General features: G+C 72.1%; 13 protein-coding genes. 7 read left to right on the forward strand and 6 right to left on the reverse strand.

Annotated elements, in window-relative coordinates:
• The first annotated feature begins 123 nt into the window (after window positions 1-123).
• Both glgP and ACFV8H_RS05980 read left to right on the forward strand, forming a co-directional pair.
• A complete protein-coding gene (gene glgP / locus ACFV8H_RS05975) occupies window positions 124-2787 on the forward strand; it encodes an alpha-glucan family phosphorylase (RefSeq protein ID WP_380396816.1) in 2664 nt (887 codons plus the stop codon).
• Window positions 2788-2877: 90 nt separating this feature from the next.
• Window positions 2878-3777: a hypothetical protein gene (locus tag ACFV8H_RS05980; protein WP_380396818.1), complete on the forward strand. Its 900-nt coding sequence runs from the start codon at window positions 2878-2880 to the stop codon at window positions 3775-3777.
• 102 nt (window positions 3778-3879) lie between these two features.
• Here the strand turns inward: ACFV8H_RS05980 and ACFV8H_RS05985 are convergent, their stop codons facing one another.
• Entirely contained in the window at window positions 3880-5754 is a 1875-nt protein-coding gene (locus ACFV8H_RS05985; RefSeq protein WP_380396820.1) for an ABC transporter ATP-binding protein, read from the reverse strand.
• Window positions 5751-7592: an ABC transporter ATP-binding protein gene (locus ACFV8H_RS05990; protein ID WP_380396822.1), complete on the reverse strand. Its 1842-nt coding sequence runs from the start codon at window positions 7590-7592 to the stop codon at window positions 5751-5753. Before ACFV8H_RS05990 ends, ACFV8H_RS05985 begins: the two co-directional genes overlap by 4 nt.
• Before the next feature lie 235 nt (window positions 7593-7827).
• Between ACFV8H_RS05990 and ACFV8H_RS05995 the strand changes: the two genes are divergently transcribed.
• Window positions 7828-9255, forward strand: coding sequence for a family 2B encapsulin nanocompartment shell protein (locus tag ACFV8H_RS05995; RefSeq protein ID WP_380396824.1), 1428 nt, complete (start codon window positions 7828-7830; stop codon window positions 9253-9255).
• Here the strand turns inward: ACFV8H_RS05995 and glgX are convergent.
• Complete coding sequence (glgX, locus tag ACFV8H_RS06000; protein ID WP_380396826.1) at window positions 9248-11440, reverse strand: glycogen debranching protein GlgX; 2193 nt, start codon at window positions 11438-11440, stop codon at window positions 9248-9250. The genes ACFV8H_RS05995 and glgX overlap by 8 nt on opposite strands.
• Window positions 11441-11691: 251 nt before the next feature.
• Here glgX and ACFV8H_RS06005 point away from each other — a divergent pair, with 251 nt between their 5' ends.
• The 4 genes from ACFV8H_RS06005 (at window position 11692) to ACFV8H_RS06020 (ending at window position 16417) form a co-directional block, all read left to right on the forward strand.
• Window positions 11692-12915 carry an Ig-like domain-containing protein gene (locus ACFV8H_RS06005; protein ID WP_380396828.1) on the forward strand — a complete coding sequence of 408 codons (1224 nt, stop codon included), beginning with the start codon at window positions 11692-11694 and terminating at the stop codon, window positions 12913-12915.
• Window positions 12916-13053: 138 nt separating this feature from the next.
• Complete coding sequence (locus tag ACFV8H_RS06010) at window positions 13054-14316, forward strand: Ig-like domain-containing protein (RefSeq protein WP_380396830.1); 1263 nt, start codon at window positions 13054-13056, stop codon at window positions 14314-14316.
• Between the two features lie 215 nt (window positions 14317-14531).
• Window positions 14532-15710: an Ig-like domain-containing protein gene (locus ACFV8H_RS06015; protein ID WP_380396832.1), complete on the forward strand. Its 1179-nt coding sequence runs from the start codon at window positions 14532-14534 to the stop codon at window positions 15708-15710.
• A gap of 200 nt (window positions 15711-15910) precedes the next feature.
• On the forward strand, window positions 15911-16417 hold the full coding sequence (locus tag ACFV8H_RS06020; RefSeq protein WP_380396834.1) for an ATP-binding protein: 507 nt from the start codon (window positions 15911-15913) through the stop codon (window positions 16415-16417).
• 282 nt (window positions 16418-16699) lie between these two features.
• On the opposite strand, the gene ACFV8H_RS06025 is transcribed toward ACFV8H_RS06020, so the two are convergent.
• The 3 genes from ACFV8H_RS06025 to ACFV8H_RS06035 all read right to left on the reverse strand — a co-directional run bounded on the left by ACFV8H_RS06025 (window position 16700) and on the right by ACFV8H_RS06035 (window position 18766).
• A complete protein-coding gene (locus ACFV8H_RS06025) occupies window positions 16700-17542 on the reverse strand; it encodes a hypothetical protein (RefSeq protein WP_380396836.1) in 843 nt (280 codons plus the stop codon).
• 214 nt (window positions 17543-17756) lie between these two features.
• The gene (locus tag ACFV8H_RS06030; protein ID WP_380396837.1) at window positions 17757-17957 is read right to left on the reverse strand and encodes a DUF397 domain-containing protein; all 201 of its coding nucleotides are present in this window, start codon (window positions 17955-17957) and stop codon (window positions 17757-17759) included.
• Window positions 17954-18766 carry a helix-turn-helix domain-containing protein gene (locus tag ACFV8H_RS06035; protein ID WP_380396839.1) on the reverse strand — a complete coding sequence of 271 codons (813 nt, stop codon included), beginning with the start codon at window positions 18764-18766 and terminating at the stop codon, window positions 17954-17956. Before ACFV8H_RS06035 ends, ACFV8H_RS06030 begins: the two co-directional genes overlap by 4 nt.
• Between the last annotated feature and the right edge of the window lie 55 nt (window positions 18767-18821).

Genomic DNA, 18821 nt, shown 5'->3' on the forward strand with positions numbered 1-18821 from the left:
CGCCTCGCGCGCCCCCCGTGCAGACCAATGCGCCGAATGCGATCTCATCAATAGCCCGAACGGATGCCCAATAGTCCACTTGACCCGTAGTCGGACCGAGCGTCGAGGCTACGCTTCACCGCTGTGAAGGCAATCCGCAGATTCACCGTCCGCACCGTCCTGCCCGAACAACTCCAGCCGTTGCACGAGCTGGCCCTCAACCTGCGCTGGTCCTGGCACCCCGAGACCAGGGACCTCTTCCGGTCCGTGGACCCGGAGGTCTGGGCCGCGACCGGCGAGGACCCGGTGCGGCTGCTCGGGGAGGTCCCGGCCGCCCGGCTGGCCGCGCTCGCCGCCGACCGGCGCTTCCTGCGCAGACTCGGCGACCTCGCCGACGACCTGCGCGAGTACCTCACCGGCCCGCGCTGGTACCAGGCCCAACAGGACGGCGGCGCCACCCCGCCGCCCACCGCCATCGCCTACTTCTCGCCCGAGTACGGCATCGCCGCCGCGCTGCCCCAGTACTCCGGTGGCCTCGGCATCCTGGCCGGCGACCACCTCAAGGCCGCCAGCGACCTCGGCGTCCCGATCATCGGCGTGGGGCTGTTCTACCGGCACGGCTACTTCCGGCAGTCCCTCGACCGGAGCGGCTGGCAGCAGGAGCGCTACCCCCTGCTGGACCCGGACGAACTGGCCGTCAGCCTGTTCCGGGAGGCCGACGGCACCCCCTGCCGGGTCGACCTCGCCCTGCCCGGCGGCCGCACCCTCGCCGCGCACATCTGGAAGGCCCAGGTCGGGCGGGTCCCGCTGCTGCTGCTCGACTCCGACATCGAGGCCAACTCGCCCGCCGAGCGCGACGTCACCGACCGGCTCTACGGCGGCGGCAGCGAGCACCGGCTGCTCCAGGAGATGCTGCTCGGCATCGGCGGCGTCCGGGCCGTCCGGGCCTACTGCCGGCTCACCGGGCACCCCGCCCCCGAGGTCTTCCACACCAACGAGGGCCACGCCGGCTTCCTCGGCGTCGAGCGGATCCGCGAACTGGTCGCCGCCGGCGCCGGGCTGGACTTCGCCGCCGCCCTGGAGTCCGTCCGGGCCGGCACCCTGTTCACCACCCACACGCCCGTCCCGGCCGGCATCGACCGCTTCGACCGCGAGCTGGTCGCCCGTCACTTCGACGGCGACGCCGCGCTGCCCGGCGTCCCGGTGGAGCCGGTGCTCGCGCTCGGCGCCGAGACCTGGGCCGGCGGGGACCCGAAGCTCTTCAACATGGCCGCCATGGGCCTGCGGCTCGCCCAGCGCGCCAACGGGGTCTCCACCCTGCACGGCGAGGTCAGCCGCTCGATGTTCAACGGCCTCTGGCCCGGCTTCGACCCCGCCGAGGTGCCGATCACCTCGGTCACCAACGGGGTGCACGCCGCCACCTGGATCGACCCGGCCGTGGTCCGCCTGGGCGCCGCCGAGATCGGCGCCGAACGCGCCGAGGAGGCGATGACCACCGGCGAGACCCAGCGCTGGACCGGCCTGGAGCGGATCGGCAACACCGAGGTCTGGGACCTGCGCCGCAGCCTGCGCGCCCAGCTGGTGGACGAGGCCCGCCGCCGGCTGCGCGCCTCCTGGCGCCAGCGCGGGGCCGGCGAGGCCGAGCTCGGCTGGGTCTCCTCGGTGCTCGACCCCGACGTGCTCACCATCGGCTTCGCCCGCCGGGTGCCCTCGTACAAGCGGCTCACCCTGATGCTGCGCGACCCGGTCCGGCTGCGCGCCCTGCTGCTGCACCCCACCCGGCCGGTGCAGATCGTGGTCGCCGGGAAGGCCCACCCGGCCGACGACGGGGGCAAGCGGCTGATCCAGCAGATGGTCGCCTTCGCCGACGACCCGACGGTGCGCCACCGGATCGTCTTCCTGCCGGACTACGACATGGCGATGGCCCAGCACCTCTACCCGGGCTGCGACGTCTGGCTGAACAACCCGCTGCGGCCGCTGGAGGCCTGCGGCACCTCCGGGATGAAGGCCGCGCTCAACGGCTGCCTCAACCTGTCCGTCCTGGACGGCTGGTGGGACGAGTGGTACGACGGCCAGAACGGCTGGGCGATCCCCACCGCCGACGAGGACGCCGGCGTGCTCGACCCGGAGAGCAGCGAGGCCGAGCGGCGCGACGACATCGAGGCCGCCGCGCTGTACGACCTGATCGAGGAGCAGGTCGCCGGCCGGTTCTACGACCGGGGCTCCGACGGGCTGCCGCACCGCTGGATCGCCATGGTCCGGCACACCCTGGTCACCCTCGGCCCCAAGGTCCTGGCCGGGCGGATGGTCCGCGAGTACGTCGAGCGGCTGTACACCCCGGCGGCGCTGGCCCAGCGCGAGCTGGCGGTCCGGGACCACGCCTGCGCCCGGGAGCTGGCCGGCTGGAAGGCGAAGGTCCGGGAGGGCTGGCCGGGCGTGCGGGTCGAGCACGTCGAGGCGGACTGTCCGGCCGAGGCCCAGGAGCTGGGCAGCTCGCTGGCGCTGCGGGTGCAGGTCGCGCTCGGCGCGCTGGAGCCGGGCGACGTCGAGGTGCAGGCGGTCTCCGGCCGGGTCGACGAGACGGACGGCATCTCGGAAGCCGAGGTGCTCGCCCTCAAGCCGGTCGGCGGGCCCGACCTGGACGGCCGCACCCGCTACGAGGGCGCGCTGGAGCTCGGCCGCACCGGCCCGTTCGGGTACACCGTGCGGGTGCTGCCCGCGCACCCCCGGCTGGCCTCGCCGGCCGAGTTGGGGCTGGTCGCCCTCCCGGCCGAGTCGACGGGGATGGACGCCGGGCTGCTGCGCTGAGGCCCCGGACCGGGTGGCTGCCGTCCACCGTTGCTACGGACGGCAGTCATCCGCTTGCCCCGGGTGACGGGCGGGGGGAGCGTGAAGGCCATGATGCGAACCCTGCGCGCCGCCGCCCTGGCCGCGCTCTCCGTGCTCCTCGTGGCGTGGCCGGCCCAGGCCGCCACCGCCCCCCTCCCGGCGCCACCGGCGACCGCGCGGCTGTCCCTGGAGGTCTGCCCGCCGCAGGACCCGGTGGTCCCGGGCGGGACCGGGACGCTGGAGGTGAAGGTCACCAACCAGGGGCCGGCCGCCACCACCGACGACACCCTGGTGGTGGTGCACCTCCCCGCGCCGGGCGTGGTGCGGTCGGCCGACCCGGCCGTCACCCTGACCTACTTCGGCACCGGCAGCTCGTACACGATCCCGGCCGGGCTGGCACCGGGGGCGGCCTCGGTCGAGCGGCTGGCGCTGTACGTCGCGCCGATCACCGAGTCCTTCCTCACCGTCGACGGCGACGTCCAGGCCTTCTACCCGGGTGACCCGGACCAGTCCGGCCACACCACCGCGTACCGCCTGACCACCGCCGACACCAGGGCCCACTTCATGGTCGGCGCCTCCTCCGCCTGGCAGGCCGGGCACCCCGTCCCGCAGCCCGGCGACCTCACCGGCAGGCCCGGGGCGACGATCGACCTGCCGCTGTGGGTGTACAACGCCGGCCCCTCGTACTCGCGGCACCCGATCGACCTGGCGATCACCGTGCCCGAGCACACCACGCTGACCGGCACGCCCCCGTACGGCTGCACCGCCACCGGGCCGCGCACGCTGACCTGTCACTACGCGAGCGGGCCGCGGTTCGAGGACGCGGTCTTCATCGACCCGGCCGTGGTGATCGACTCCTCGACCGTCGCCGGGCAGGTGCTGCCGGGCGGCACGTTGGACGTGGTGGCCGCGGTGGAGGACCGCCCCTCGCCGGACTGGCACACCGACTACGTGGTGACGGTGACCTGACGCGGCCGGGGCCCGCGGGCCCGGACATGGAGCGGCCCGCCCGGGTGCGTGACGGCGCACCCGGACGGGCACAACTGTGGGGCCCTGCGGCCAGGGCCTTTCTTACACCAGACTGTCCCGCCAGGCACGATGCAGGGTGGCGAAACGGCCCGCCCCCTCGATCAGCTGCCGCGGTGAGCCGTCCTCGACGATCCGCCCCTGGTCCATCACCAGCACCCGGTCGGCGATCTCCACGGTGGAGAGCCGGTGGGCGATGATCACCGCCGTGCGGCCGGCCAGCACCGTGCGCATCGCCCGCTGCACGGCCTGCTCGCCCGGCACGTCCAGGGAACTGGTCGCCTCGTCCAGGATCAGCACGGCCGGGTCGGCCAGCAGGGCGCGGGCGAAGGCGACCAACTGGCGCTGCCCGGCGGAGATCCGGCCGCCGCGCTTGCGCACGTCGGTGTCGAAGCCGTCCGGGAGCGCGGCGATGAACCCGTACGCGCCGATCTCCCGGGCGGCCTGCTCGACCTCGGTTCGGGTGGCGCCGGGGCGGCCGATCGCGATGTTCTCGGCGACGGTGCCGGAGAACAGGAAGGACTCCTGGGTCACCATCACGACCCCGCGCCGCAGTTCCGGGGTGGCGAGGTCGCGCAGGTCCACGCCGTCCAGCCGGATCCGGCCGTCCGTCGGGTCGTAGAAGCGGGCCAGCAGCTTGGCGACCGTCGACTTGCCGGCGCCGGTCGCCCCGACCACCGCGACCGTCTGTCCGGCCGGGATCAGCAGGTCGAAGGGCGGCAGCACCTCCTTGCCGGTGCGGTAAGCGAAGCGCGTCCCCTCGAAGGAGACCTCGCGGCCCTTGGAGGCTGCCTGAGGAAGTTCGGCGGGCTCCGCCGGCTCGGCGACGGTCGGCTCGTGGGCGAGCAGGCCGGCGATCTTCTCCAGTGCCGCGGCGGCGGCCTGGTAGCTGTTCAGGAACATCGCCAGCTGGTCGATCGGGTCGAACAGGCGGCGGAGGTAGAGCGCGAAGGCGGTCAGCACGCCCAGTTCCAGCGCGTCGTCGGCGACCAGGTAGGCGCCCATCAGCACGATGCCGGTGAACCAGACGTTGGCGGTGGCGCGGGAGAGGCCGACGTACCGGGCGAGCTCCATGAAGCCCTCCGCGTTGGCCGCCGAGGCCTGCCGGTTGACCACCCCGAAGGCGGCGTCGTTGGCCTTCTCGCGGCGGAAGGCCTGCACCGGGCGGATGCCGTTCATGGTCTCGGTGAAGCGCACGATCATCGAGGCGGCGGCCGTCCGCGAGCGGCGGTAGACCCGGCGCGAGCGGGTGCGGAAGGAGTGGGCGACCAGGGCCAGCGGCAGGAAGGCCGCCAGCGAGGCCAGGCCCAGCCGCCAGTCCAGCACCACCAGCAGCACCGAGATGTAGCAGACCGACAGGAAGACCGTCAGCAGCTCCTGGAGGCCCTCGGAGAGCAGTTCGCGCAGCGCGTCGATGTCGCTGGTGGCCCGGGAGATGATCCGGCCCGAGGTGTAGCGCTCGTGGAAGTCCAGGCTGAGCCGCTGAGCGTGCCGGAAGATCCGGCCGCGCAGGTCCAGCAGGACGTCCTGGTTCACCCGGGCGCTGATCTTGATGAACACCCACTGCAGCAGCGGGCTGAGCAGGGCGCAGAAGAGGTAGCCGGCCACCACCGCGACCAGCGGGCCGGAGTCGTGCTCGCGCAGCGCCGGGATGCCGCGGTCCATCGCCACCGCGACCAGCAGCGGGCCGGACTGCAGGGCGGCCTGCTGGACCAGGATCACCACCATGGCGACGGTGATCCGGGCCCGGTGCGGGGCGAGCAGCGAGCGCAGCAGTGCCCGGGGCGCGCCGGGCGGGACGGGGATGTCCTCCTCGTCCGCCGGGGGCGCGGGCAGCTCCTCCTCGGCCGGGGCGGTCAGGTCGGCCTGGTCGCTCCGGTCGGCCGCGGCGGGCCCGGCGGGTTCGACGGTGGTGGTCATCGGGTGGAGCCCTCCTCAAGGACGAACGGGCCCTCGGGCACCGGGGCGGCCTCGCCCGACATCAGTTCGCGGTAGCGGGGGCAGTCCCGGAGCAGTTCCTGGTGGGTGCCGACGGCCTCGATCCGGCCGTCGGCGAGCACCGCGACCCGGTCGGCGAGCAGCACCGTGCTGGGGCGGTGGGCGACCACCAGGGCGGTGGTGGAGCCGAGCACCTCGCGCAGCGCCCGTTCGACCAGGGCCTCGGTGTGCACGTCGAGCGCGGAGAGCGGGTCGTCCAGCACCAGGAAGGGCGGGTCGCCGACCACGGCGCGGGCCAGCGCGAGGCGCTGGCGCTGGCCGCCGGACAGGCTCAGGCCCTGCTCGCCGACCTCGGTCCCCACTCCGGCCGGGAGCTTCTCGACGAAGCCGGCCTGGGCGGTGGCCAGGGCGGAGGCCAGCTGCCGGTCGTCCGCGCCGGGGGCGCCCATCAGGACGTTCTCCCGGACGGTGGCGGAGAACAGGGTGGGCTCCTCGAAGGCGACCGCGACGAGCTCGCGCAGTTCCTGCCGGGGCAGCTCGGCGATGTCCCGGCCGTCCAGGGTGATCCGGCCGCCGGTGGCCTCGTACAGCCGGGGGAGCAGGGCGGTGAGCGTGGTCTTGCCACTGCCGGTGGCGCCGACCAGGGCCATCGTCTCGCCGCTGCGGACGTGCAGGTCGATGCCGGCCAGCAGGTCGGGGGTGTCCTCGGGGGCGTCGGGGTAGCGGAAGCGGACGCCGGTGAAGCGGATGCCGTCCGGGGTGCCTGGGGTGCCCTGCGTGCCGGAGGCGGCGGTCGCGGTGGTCGGGTCGGCGGGATCGGGCTCGTCGATGACCTCGAAGAACCGGTCGGTGGCGGTGGCGGCCTCGTTGGCGTAGGCGAGCAGCCAGCCGAGCGACTCGACCGGCCAGCGCAGCGCGAGCGCGGTGGACAGGAAGGCGACCAGGGTGCCGGCGCTCAGCTCGTCGTGGGCGACCAGGTAGGCGCCGACGGCCAGGGCGCAGCCCAGGGCGATCTCCGGCAGGCCGACGATGACCGCCCACAGGTTGGCGAGCTGGTGCGCCTTGCTCAGCTCGGTGCGGCGCAGCCGGTGGGACTGGGCGCGGAAGTGCTCGGCCATCGCGCGGTGCCGGCCGAAGGCCTTGAGGATGCGGATGCCGAGCACCGACTCCTCGACCACGGTGGCGAGGTCGCCGTTCTGGTCCTGGGCGAGCCGGGCGGTGACGGAGTACTCGGACTCGAAGCGCCGGGTGAGCACCAGCAGCGGCGCGGCGGGCAGCAGGATGATCACGGCGAGCCGCCAGTCCTGGGCGAACATCAGCACCGTGCCGGCCAGGAAGGTCACCGAGTTGACGACCAGGAACACCAGCGGGAAGGCCAGGAAGAGCCGCATGGCGTTCATGTCGGTGGTGGCCCGGGAGAGCATCTGGCCGGAGCCCCAGCGGTCGTGGAAGGAGACCGGCAGCCGCTGGAGCTTGGCGTAGAGGTCGGCGCGCATGGCCGCCTCCAGCCGGCCCAGTGGGCGGGACAGCACCACCCGGCGGGTGTAGAACAGGGCGGCCTCGACCAGTCCGAGGAGCAGCAGCAGGCCGATCGGCGGCCACAGCGCGTCGAGGTCGTGCCGGGCGAGCGGGCCGTCGACGATCCGGCCGAGCACCACCGGGACGGCCAGGGTGCTCAGCATGGCGAGGGTGGCGGCCGACACCGAGACCAGGAGCCGGCCGCGGACGGCCCGGGCGTAGGGCCACAGGCGCAGCAGTGAGCGGACCGTGGAGCGGCGTCGCCCGGTCGTGCGGTCGGAGTCTTGTCGGTTCTCGGCCATCGCGGTGAGGGTAGGCAGAGTGCCCGTCATTTCTCATCCGGTTTTTCGCCCCTGTCGGTGACGGCCGCCGAGAACCGGCCACCCGAACGGGTGAGGCGAGGGCGTGCTGAGGGGCGTGCGGAGCCGTTCGTGCAGGGAGGAGTGCGCCGTGCGCCTCTTGCGGGCGCCTGCCGAACGGCCGATTACATCTCCTGACGGATGCTCATCGGCAAGCGAGTGACAGGAGTGTGTGGACATGACGGTCGACACCGAGCCCACCCCCGGCCCAGGATCGGCAACCGTGCAGGTCAGGGCCCAGCTCAGCCTCAGCACCACGGCCGCCCGCAACCTGGCGACGACCACCAAGTCGAAGCCGCAGATGCAGGAGATCACCTCCCGCTGGCTGCTCAGGGTGCTGCCGTGGGTGCAGGTCAGCGCGGGTACGTACCGGGTCAACCGTCGTCTCAGCTACGCCGCCGGGCGCGGCCGGGTGGGCTTCGCCAAGGCCGGTTCCACGGTGACGGTGATCGCGCCCTCGCTGGCCGAGCTGCCGGCGTTGCGCGGGTTCGAGGACCAGGAGGTGCTGGCCGAGCTGGCCCGCCGCTTCGTGCAGCGGGACTTCGCGCCGGGTGACGTCCTGGTGCGGGAGGGGGCGCCGATCGAGGAGGTGTTCCTGATCGCCCACGGCAAGGTCGACCGGATCGGCACCGGCAAGTACGGCGAGGAGACGGTGCTCGGCACCCTCGCGGACGGCGACCACGTCGGCGACGAGGTGATCACCGAGCCCGGCGGCAGCTGGCCGTACACGGTACGGGCGGGCACCGCCGGTGTCGCCATGGCACTGAACGCGGCCGGGCTGCAGGAGCTGGTCGACCGCTCCGCGCCGCTGCGCGAGCAGCTGTTGGGCTTCGCCGCCGACGCCGCCCAGGCGCAGAACGCCCACGGCGAGGCGGAGATCGACCTCTCGGCCGGTCACCAGGGCGAGTACGAGCTGCCCGGCGCCTTCGTGGACTACGAGTTGGAGCCGCGCGAGTACGAGTTGAGCGTCGCGCAGACCGTGCTCAAGGTGCACACCCGGGTCGCCGACCTCTACAGCAAGCCGATGAACCAGACCGAGGAACAGCTGCGGCTGACCATCGAGGCCCTGCGTGAGCGGCAGGAGTACGAGATGATCAACAACCCGGAGTTCGGCCTGCTCCACAACGCCGACTTCGACCAGCGGATCCAGACCCACTCGGGCGCGCCCACCCCGGACGACCTGGACGAGCTGCTCTCCATGCGGCGCGACACCGACTTCCTGTTCGCCCACCCGAAGGCGATCGCCGCCTTCGAGCGGGAGTGCACCAAGCGCGGCATCGATCCGGGCACGGTCGACGTCCTGGGCAAGCGGCGGCCGGTCTGGCGCGGGGTGCCGATCCTCACCTGCGACAAGATCCCGGTGGCGGCCAACCGGACCACCTCCTTCCTGGCGCTGCGCGTCGGCGAGGACGACCAGGGCGTGGTCGGCCTCACCCAGGTCGGCATCCCGGACGAGGTCGAGCCCGGCCTGAACGTCCGCTTCATGGGCATCAACGAGCAGGCGCTCTCCTCCTACCTGGTCAGCGCCTACTTCTCGGCGGCGGTGCTGGTGCCGGACGCGCTCGGCATCCTGGAGAACGTCGAGGTCAGTCGCCCCTTCAACTGACCCGGGCGTCGCGGGCGGGTGCGCGCAGCAGTTGCAGCGAGCGCCCGCCCAGCACCACCGCGCCCCGCGGCCGGGCCTCGCCGGTGCCCGCGGCGGCCGTGTCCAGCACCGTCTCGTAGGCGGCCTCCGGCTCCGCCCAGGGTTCGCCGGGCAAGGTGAACGCCACCGGTTCGGGGCCGGAGTTGAGCAGCAGCAGGAAGCTGTCGTCGGCCAGCGGGAGCCCGGTGTCGTCCCGTTCGGGCAGCGCGGCGCCGGAGAGCAGCATGCCGAGGCAGGCCGTGGGGCCGAACCAGTCGGCCTCGGTCATCTCCTTGCCCAGCGGGGTGAACCAGGCGAGGTCCGGCTGCCCGCCGGGGGTGGCGGCCCGGCCGGAGAAGAACGCCCGCCGGCGCAGCACCGGGTGGGCCCGGCGCAGCCGGACCAGCCGTCCGGTCAGTTCGCACAGCTCCTGCCAGCCGGGCTGCTCCAGCAGCGACCAGTCCAGCCAACTGACCTCGCCGTCCTGGCAGTAGGCGTTGTTGTTGCCGCCCTGGGTGCGGCCCAGCTCGTCCCCGGCGGTGATCATCGGGACGCCCGCGGAGAGCAGCAACGTGGCCGTCAGGTTGCGCAGTTGGCGCAGCCGCAGGGCGTTCACCTCCGGGTCGGTGGTCTCGCCCTCGGTGCCGTGGTTCCAGGAGCGGTTGTCGTCCGTGCCGTCCCGGTTGGCCTCGCCGTTGGCCTCGTTGTGCTTGCGGTCGTAGGAGACCAGGTCGCGCAGGGTGAAACCGTCGTGCGCCGTCACGTAGTTGACGGAGGCGTACGGGCGGCGACCGGCGCGCTGGTAGAGGTCGGAGGAGCCGGCCAGCCGGTAGCCGAGCTCGCGCACGTCCGGGCGGGCGCCGCGCCAGAAGTCCCGTACGGTGTCGCGGTAGCGGTCGTTCCACTCGGCCCACAGCGGGGGGAAGCCGCCGACCTGGTAGCCGCCCGGACCGACGTCCCACGGCTCGGCGATCAGCTTCACCCGGCTCAGCAGGGGGTCCTGGGCGATCGCGGCGAGGAAGGGGTGCTCCATGTCGACGCCGTCGCTCGCCCGGGCCAGGGCGGCCGCGAGGTCGAAGCGGAAGCCGTCCACGCCCATCTCGGAGACCCAGTAGCGCAGCGAGTCGGTGATCAGCCGGATCACCTGCGGGCGGCGGGTGTCCAGGGTGTTGCCGCAGCCGGTGTAGTCGGCGTAGCCGCGCGGGCGGTGCGGGGCCAGCCGGTAGTAGCCGGCGTTGTCGATGCCGCGCAGGGAGAGTGCGGGCCCCAGCTCGGCGCCCTCGGCGGTGTGGTTGAACACCACGTCCAGGATCACCTCGATCCCGGCGGCGTGCAGGGCGCGGACCATCCGCTTGAACTCGCCGACCTGGCCGCCCCGGGAGCCCGAGGCGGAGTAGCCGGCGTGCGGGGCGAAGTAGCCGACGGTGTTGTAGCCCCAGTAGTTGACCAGGCCGCGGGACTGGAGGTGGTCCTCGCTGGCGTACTGGTGCACCGGCAGCAGCTCGACGGCCGTCACCCCGAGGCGGGTGAGGTGGGCGAGCGCGGCCGGGTGGGCCAGTCCGGCGTAGGTGCCGCGCAGGTGCGGGGGGATGTCGGGGTGGCGCATGGTGAAGCCGCGGACGTGCAGCTCGTAGAGGACGGTCTCGGCCCAGGGGGTCTTCGGGCGGTGGTCGTCGTACCAGTCGTCGTCGTCGTGGACGACCACGGATCTGGGCACGTACGGGGCGGAGTCGCGGTTGTCCCTGACGGTGTCGGCGACGTCGGCCTCCGGCCAGTTGCGGACGGCGGAGCACGCGGCGTCGTGGGAGGTGTAGCAGCCGTCGACGGCGCGGGCGTACGGGTCGAGCAGCAGCTTCGCGGGGTTCCAGCGGGCGCCCGTCCACGGGTCCCAGCGGCCGTGCACCCGGAAGCCGTAGCGGGTGCCGGGGCGGACGCCGGGGAGGAAGGCGTGCCAGACCTGGAGGTCCTGCTCGGTGAGGCGGTGGCGGTGCTCCCGGCCGTCCTCGTCGAACAGGCACAGGTCGACGGCCTCGGCACCGGCCGCCCAGAGGGCGAAGTTGGTGCCGGGGCCGCCCGGCCGGTCCGTCCGGAAGCGGGCGCCCAGGGGCTGCCAGCTGCCCGGCCGTACCCCGGCCTCCTCGGCTTCCAGGTCCTGGCCTGAGGTCATGGTCGTGCCCTCCCTGAACGGGGGGTCCCGGGCCCCGTTCACCTTCTCTTTCCCGTTTACGCCCCTCTCCGCACCCACCCCCTCCACCGTCCCCTCCCGCGGCGCGTCCCGCTCGCCCCGGTCGGGGGTGGGGGTGGTTGGTGGGGATGGGGTGGTGCGGGTGGTGGGCGCGTGTCCCGGGGTGGTTCGGGGTCGTTGTTCCCGGAGTCCGGTGTTCCAGGCGTCGGACCCGAGCAGTGGGAGGCCCCGGGATGCGGCGCCGAGGTGGGGTGTGGGCGCGCCGGGTGGCGGCGGCGGTGTGCTGTCTGGCCGTGGTCAGTGGCTGCGGCGGGTCGGCCGGGGCGCCGGCGGGGGACGCGGTGGGGGCCGGGGCGCCCACGCCTCCGCCGCCGTCGCGGGCGGTGCTGGCGGCGGTGCCCGCGGACGGGGCGCAGGACGTGCCGCCGGAGGGGCCGGTGCGGGTGGGCGTGACGCAGGGGCGGCTGGTGTCGGTGCGGCTGGCCGACGCGAAGGGGGTCGAGCTGCCGGGGGCGATCGGCGCGGACGGTGCCAGCTGGGCGCCGGAGGGGGCGCTGCCGCTGGGGACGGCCTTCACCCTGGACGCGGTCGCGGAGGACGACCAGGGCCAGCGGGCGGCCCAGCACTCGGAGTTCTCCACGGCGGCCCGGGCGCACACCTTCGTGGCGTTCTTCACGCCGGAGGACGGGTCCACGGTCGGGGTCGGGATGCCGGTCTCGCTGCGGTTCAGCAGGCCGATCGCCGACCGGGCGGCGGTGGAGCGGGCCGTGCAGGTCACCGCGGACCCGCCGGTGCCGGTGGCGGCGCACTGGTTCGGCAACCAGCGCCTGGACGTCCGCCCGCAGCAGTACTGGGCGGCCGGCACCAAGGTGACGGTGGCGCTGCGGCTCAAGGACGTGCAGGGGGCGCCGGGGGCGTTCGGCAGCCAGAACCGGGACCTGCGCTTCACGGTGGGCCGGGCCCAGGTGTCCACGGTGGACCTGGACGCGCACACCCTGACGGTCCGGGCTGGGGCGGGCGGCAAGGTGGTGCGGGTGCTCAAGGTCTCCGGGGGCAGCCCCGAGCACTCCACCTACCGGGGGGTGATGGTGGTGTCGGAGAAGTACAAGCTGACCCGGATGAACTCGCAGACCGTCGGGATGGGCGACGAGTACGACATCAAGGACGTCCCGCACGCGATGCGGCTGACCACCTCCGGCACCTTCCTGCACGGCAACTACTGGGCGGACCAAGGGGTGTTCGGCACCGCGAACACCAGCCACGGCTGCATCGGGCTGGCGGACGTCAAGGGGGGCTCCGGCAAGGACACCCCGGCGGGGTGGCTGTTCGAGCACACCGTCCCGGGCGACGTGATCGAGGTGCGGGCCTCGGCCGGGGACTTCGTGCCGCCGTCGAACGGGCTGAACGGCTGGAACGTGCCGTGGGACCAGTGGGTGGCGGGCAGCGCGCTGCGGTAGCCACCTCCCCGGGATCCGCTCCGACCGCACGGTTATCCTGCTCCGACGCGTCGGGCCCGATGCGAAAGATCGGGACCCGGTGCAACTCTTCCGGGCGCCCATCGCGTCAAGTGAGTGAATACCTGGAGGGGAGATTCCGTGAAGACGGGGAACACGGCCGGCGCTGCGATACGCACCGGTGGGCGCTACCGGCGCAGGGGCGCGATGGCACTGGTCATGGGGAGCGTGCTGCTGCTCACCGCGGCGTGCAACGACGACAAGGGCGCCACCTCGGGTGACGCGACGGCGGCGGCCCCGGCGGACGCCGGCGGGACGGCCGCCCCCGGCGGCGGCGGTGCGGCCACGCCGAAGACCTCGGCGGCGGTGCTCTCGGTGTCGGCGAAGGACGGTGCCGAGGACGTCGCGCCGAACGCGCTCCAGGTCTCGGTCTCCAACGGCAAGTTGACCGCGGTCGAGGTGACCGACAAGAACGGCAAGCCGGTCGAGGGCGCGATCGCCCCGGACGGCGCCGGCTGGAAGCCCGCGGCGGCGCTCGCCGTCGGCATGGCGTACAAGGTGAACGCGCAGGCGAAGGACGACGCCGGGCTGGTGGCCGCGTCGACGACCTCGTTCACCACGCTGACGCCGGAGAAGAAGGCCTCCGTCAACGACAACATCGCCGACGGCGGCACCTACGGCGTCGGCATGATCGTCTCGGTGAGCTTCAACAAGGACGTCAAGAACAAGGACGCCGTCCTGAACGGCATCACCTTCGAGGCCAGCGACGGCACCAAGGTCAAGGGCCACTGGTTCGACAGTCGCCGGGTGGACTTCCGCCCGGAGGACTACTGGAAGCCGGGCACCAAGGTGACCATCAAGTACCGGTTGAAGAGCGTCGAGGTGGCGCCGGGCGTCTACGGCGACGTGGACAAGGACGAGCCGTTCATCATCGGCCGCTCGATGGTCTCCACCGCCGACGCCAAGTCCCACAAGATGACGGTCGAGCGGGACGGCAAGAGCACCACCCTGCCGGTCACCATGGGCGCGGACGCGACGCCGTCCTGGAGCGGGACCATGGTGGTGATGGCCAAGGAGGGCATCACCCACATGGACTCGCGCACCGTCGGCCTGGGCGGCGAGTACGACATCAAGGACGTGCCGCACGCGATCCGGCTGACCACCTCCGGCACCTTCGTGCACGGCAACTACTGGTACAAGGGCATGCCGTTCGGCAACCTCAACGGCAGCCACGGCTGCATCTCGATGCAGGACGTGCAGGGCGGCAGCGACTCCTCGGTGGCCGGCAAGTTCTACAACGACTCGATGGTCGGCGACGTGGTGAAGGTCGTGAACAGCAAGGAGAAGACCGTCTCGCCCTCCAACGGGCTGGGCGGCTGGAACATCGCCTGGGCCAACTGGTAGGCCCGGTCGGATTTCTGTACGAGCGGCCCGGACTCACCCGTTGGGGTGGTCGGGCCGCTCGGTTTTCGGGGCAGAAAGCCCCTCGAACGGCGCAACCTTTCCGGTGGCCCGGCACATCTATGGGGCGGGTCCGTCGTGACCGCGGGGAGCAAGGGAGGGAATCGGCGATGAGGTCGATACGCAGAGTGGTGGCCGTCGGTTTGGTCGGCGGGGCGATGACGTTGACCGCGGCCTGTGGCGGCGGCAACGGGGGCGGCAGCGGGAGCGGCGCCGCCAAGGCCGATCTGGGGGCCGGTGCCGGGGCCTCGGCGTCCGCCTCGGCGCCCGGCAGTTCGGCGCCGAAGGTGTCCACGGCCGCGGTGAGCATCGAGCCGAAGAACGGCGCGGTGGACGTGGCGCCGGGCACGCTCAAGATCGGTGCGACGGGCGGCAAGCTGACCACCGTCAAGGTGAGCGACAAGGCCGGCAAGGAGGTCCCCGGCACGATCGCCGCGGACGGTGCCAGCTGGACCCCGTCCGCCGGGCTCTCGGTGGGCACCGCCTACCAGGTCAGCGCGATGGCGGCGGACGCCAACGGCGCGGTCGCCGAGGCGGACAGCAGCTTCACCACGCTGACCCCGGCGGCGCTCGCCAAGGCCTCCGACAACGTGGACGACAACGCGATGTACGGCGTCGGCATGATCGTCTCGGTCGACTTCAGCAAGGACGTCAAGAACAAGGACGCCGTCCTGAACGGCATCACCTTCGAGGCCAGCGACGGCACCAAGGTCAAGGGCCACTGGTTCGACGACCGCAGGGTGGACTTCCGCCCGGAGGAGTACTGGAAGCCGGGCACCAAGGTGACGGTGCACTACCGCCTCAAGAGCGTGGAGATCGCCCCCGGGGTGTACGGCAGCGACCGGGACGAGCCCTTCACGATCGGGCGATCCCAGGTCTCGACGGTTGACGCCGCCGCGCACACGATGACGGTGGTCCGGGACGGCCAGTCGAACTCCATCGACATCACCTCCGGCTCGGACGAACACCCCACCTGGAACGGCACGATGGTGGTCATGTCCAAGGAGGGCACGGTGCGGATGCAGTCCAGCACCCTGCCCGGGATGACCGGCGCGTCCTACGACCTCCAGGTGCCGCACTCGATGCGGCTGACCACCAGCGGGACGTACGTGCACGGCAACTACTGGAGCGGCTCCGCCTTCGGCGAGGACAACGTCAGCCACGGCTGCGTGGGCCTGCGCGACGTCAAGGGCGGCGGGGACTCCACCTCGATGGGCAAGTTCTACGCGGACACGCTGGTCGGGGACGTCGTCACCGTGAAGAACTCCATCAAGAAGGAGACGCTCGACCCGGCGAACGGGCTGAGCGGCTGGAACCTGCCGTGGAGCAAGTGGTAACCAGCAGGTCGCTGCGGTGAGACGTCAACCCGGGCTTGACTTCGGTCGGCCCGGGTCGACGCTTTTCCGGGGCCGGGTTGCTGGAGGCATATGCCGACTCGGGCGAGATCGTTTGCTCATTGTCCGTACGCGGCCGCTTGCGTTCCGCAATGATGGACGGCATGGCGGGTTGGGGCGAAGCAGATCAGTCATCGGTTCCCGTGGCCGGCAGGGTCGCGGAGGCGTCGTGGATCGACGTCCAGGGTGCGCTCTCGGCGCTGGAACGGCTCAGCTCCGAGGAGCTGCAGGAGATGTACTCCGGCAGACTGTGCGACCAGTCCGCGCCCAACGAGGTGCGGCTGCCGTCCCGGCCGGAGTCGGGCCCGGTGGCCCGTCGGCTGGTCCTGAACGTCCTGGAGTCCTGGGAGCTCCACCAGCACCTGGAGGCCGGTGAGTTGCTCACCAGCGAGCTGGTGGCCAACGCGGTGCGGCACGCCGCCGGGCGCACCATCGGGCTGCACGTCAGCCGCAAGCCCGGGTGGCTGCGGATCGAGGTCCGGGATTCGTCGAGGTCGCTGCCCTGCATGATCCTCGCCGAGCCCCGGCCGGTGAACGAGCGCGGGCGCGGCTTGAAGATCGTCGACGACCTGGCGGACCGGTGGGGTGCGGACCTGCTGCCGCGGGGCAAGGGCGTGTGGTTCGAGTTGAAGGTCCGCGAGCGGGGCTGAGGGGCGGGCTTCCGGGGCCGGGCGTCAGGGTCCGGATACGCGCAGGGCCCCCGGATTCGCCGTGGTCGGCGGTGGGGGCCCCTGCAAGTCATCGCGCGGCCAAGGGGGTGCGTGTCGCGCGATGGGCGTCGGCAGTGCCAGGTCGGGCCCGCCGAAGTTCTCGATGTCCTGACTATCGCACGGATCTCAGCATGTGGGCAAACCGGGCGTCTTGGATTGCAAGGTTTGTAACCTACTTCACCTTGGGATTTTGCATAGGTTCACGCCCCGGCCTGTGAATATTCACGATCGTGCTGATGTGATCACCGCTCGGCGGGCGCGTGCGGCATGCGCGCGGACGGCGGCCGGGGAGAGGTGCCGGTGCGGCGGCGCGGCCGCGGGGGTGCCCCGGCAGGTGCGGCAGAGGCCGCCGAGGAGGGCGTGCGGGCGGCACGGGGTGCGGCAGTCGGTGCACTCGGCGATGCGGGTGGCCTGCTGTTGGGGGAGTGGGCGTTCCGGGGGCAGCTTGTCGAGCAGGCGGCGGCGGGTGAAGGCCGCCGGGCTGTGGATGCCGTCCGGCGGGAGGCCTGCGGTGAGGGCGGCCGTGAAGAGGGCGGGCGTGGCGCCCCGGGCGAACCACTCGGCGGCGAGCGGTTCGAGGGCCGCGCAGTCGGCGGCGGAGAGCGGGAGGCGGGCGTCCGTGAGGCCGAGGCCGGCGAGGGCGGCGTAAGCGGGGGAGACGACGGTGCGTCGCTCTTCCGGGGGATCGGGCGCCGAATCCGTTGACGCCTCCGGGGCCTGGAGTTCCTCCCCGGTGGAGATGAAGTGGTTCCACCAGGCATCGGAGCGGGGCGTCCGGGAGAAGTAGGTGCGGAACACCCACTGCGGACGGTCGGCGTTCACGCGCTCGCGGACGCGACGCAGGTGACCTGCGGTGGAGAGGTTGCTGAGGGCGGTGCGGACGGCCATCTGCCCGAAGAGGGGGTTGATGGCGGCGAGGGTCTTGACGTCCATCGCGGCACCGTCGGGGAGGTGGCTGATCAGGCTGGCGAGGTACGCCTCGCGGGCCGGAAGGTGGCCGAAGTCGTCGGCGGCCCGGGGGAGTTCCCCCGGCGCGGACTGCTTGCCGTACCCGGGGGAGGCCATGGCGGTAGAGTTGTGGGTAGCCACAGATCGAGTCCTAGTCAGTCGATCGAGGTGGTCAGACCCCCGTTCGGTGTTGGTAGCACCGGTCGGGGGTTGTTCTCGTTATGGGCACGCTACACGGCGCGACGGGTGGTGGTGAAGTCGTGACGATAAGTCATATCTGCTGCGTGCGGGGGTGGTTGGAAGGTGGTTGCCCACCCATTCGACTAAAGGGTCACTCGGCGTCGGTGGCTTGAGCTTCGGTGGCGAAGGTGACGAATGCGGACCACGCCTCGGGGGAGAAGGTGAGGGTCGGGCCGGCCTTGTCCTTGGAGTCCCGGACGTGGATGGCGGAGGGGCAGGAGGCGACTTCAACACAGGCGCCGCCCTGATCGTTGCTGTAGCTGGACTTGAACCACTCGGGTTGGTCGCTCAAAGCTCCTCCGCTACCTGTCTGACGAACTCCATTGAGCCGTCGGCACTCAAGGCTTGCTGGCTGATCATGCCATGGCGGCGAGTCAGGACGCTCACCTTGTCGGGATCGGCGTACAGCACCCCCGTTTCCTGTCCTTCGATGTAGGCGAAGTGATCGTGCTCGGGAGACTCCAGCAGGATCAGGGAGCCGCCGAGGCCTTGGTAGGCGCCGCGTCCGACCGGTAGCACCTGCACTGATACGTTTCGCAACTTGCCGAGCTCCAACAGGTGGTGGAGTTGGTGCTTCATGCAGGATCGCCCCCCGACCATGGATCGCAGCGCGGCTTCGTAGATGACGAAGCTGAACATCACAGTCAGGGAGCGGTGCAGCCTCTCCTGGCGTTGAAGTCGTGCAGCCACTCGGGCATCCACCGTCTCGTCGTCCAGCGGTGGGCAACTGTGGCTCAGCAGCTCGCGGGCGTACTCCTCGGTCTGGAGCAATCCCGGGATGAGCAGTCCTTCGTACCACTGGATCGCGATCGCTCGGCTTTCGGCATCCGTGTACCCCTGCGAGTAAGTGGGGAACTTCTCCGGCTTCAAGAAGTCCGTTGCCCCCAGCAGCATCCCCCGCGCATTGCACAACTCATCTGCCACGGTGAGAAGTTTGAGCGAGGGCTTCCGCCTCCCCGCCTCCATCGACCGCACGCTCTCGTAGTCGTAGCTCGACGCCAGGCACAACTGCTCGCGGGTGACCCCGGCTTGCTCCCGCCACCGCTTGATCTGATCGCCGCAGTACTTCCAGGCCATCGGGTTCTGCTTCGGCGTGGTCATCCCGAGCCCCCTCATCGTCCCTGGTCACCCAGCGGTCGACTTTCACGCTGTACCA

This window comes from Kitasatospora sp. NPDC059827 (assembly GCF_042731675.1).
Classification (GTDB): Bacteria; Actinomycetota; Actinomycetes; order Streptomycetales; family Streptomycetaceae; genus Kitasatospora.

Excerpts from the sequence above, each read along its gene's own strand:
- ACFV8H_RS05980 (WP_380396818.1), top strand. The coding sequence starts at position 2,878 with ATGATGCGAACCCTGCGCGCCGCCGCCCTGGCCGCGCTCTCCGTGCTC.
- ACFV8H_RS05990 (WP_380396822.1), bottom strand. The coding sequence starts at position 7,592 with ATGGCCGAGAACCGACAAGACTCCGACCGCACGACCGGGCGACGCCGC.
- ACFV8H_RS05995 (WP_380396824.1), top strand. The coding sequence starts at position 7,828 with ATGACGGTCGACACCGAGCCCACCCCCGGCCCAGGATCGGCAACCGTG.
- ACFV8H_RS06025 (WP_380396836.1), bottom strand. The coding sequence starts at position 17,542 with ATGGCCTCCCCCGGGTACGGCAAGCAGTCCGCGCCGGGGGAACTCCCC.
- ACFV8H_RS06005 (WP_380396828.1), top strand. The coding sequence starts at position 11,692 with ATGCGGCGCCGAGGTGGGGTGTGGGCGCGCCGGGTGGCGGCGGCGGTG.
- ACFV8H_RS06035 (WP_380396839.1), bottom strand. The coding sequence starts at position 18,766 with ATGACCACGCCGAAGCAGAACCCGATGGCCTGGAAGTACTGCGGCGAT.
- glgX (WP_380396826.1), bottom strand. The coding sequence starts at position 11,440 with ATGACCTCAGGCCAGGACCTGGAAGCCGAGGAGGCCGGGGTACGGCCG.
- ACFV8H_RS05985 (WP_380396820.1), bottom strand. The coding sequence starts at position 5,754 with ATGACCACCACCGTCGAACCCGCCGGGCCCGCCGCGGCCGACCGGAGC.
- ACFV8H_RS06015 (WP_380396832.1), top strand. The coding sequence starts at position 14,532 with ATGACGTTGACCGCGGCCTGTGGCGGCGGCAACGGGGGCGGCAGCGGG.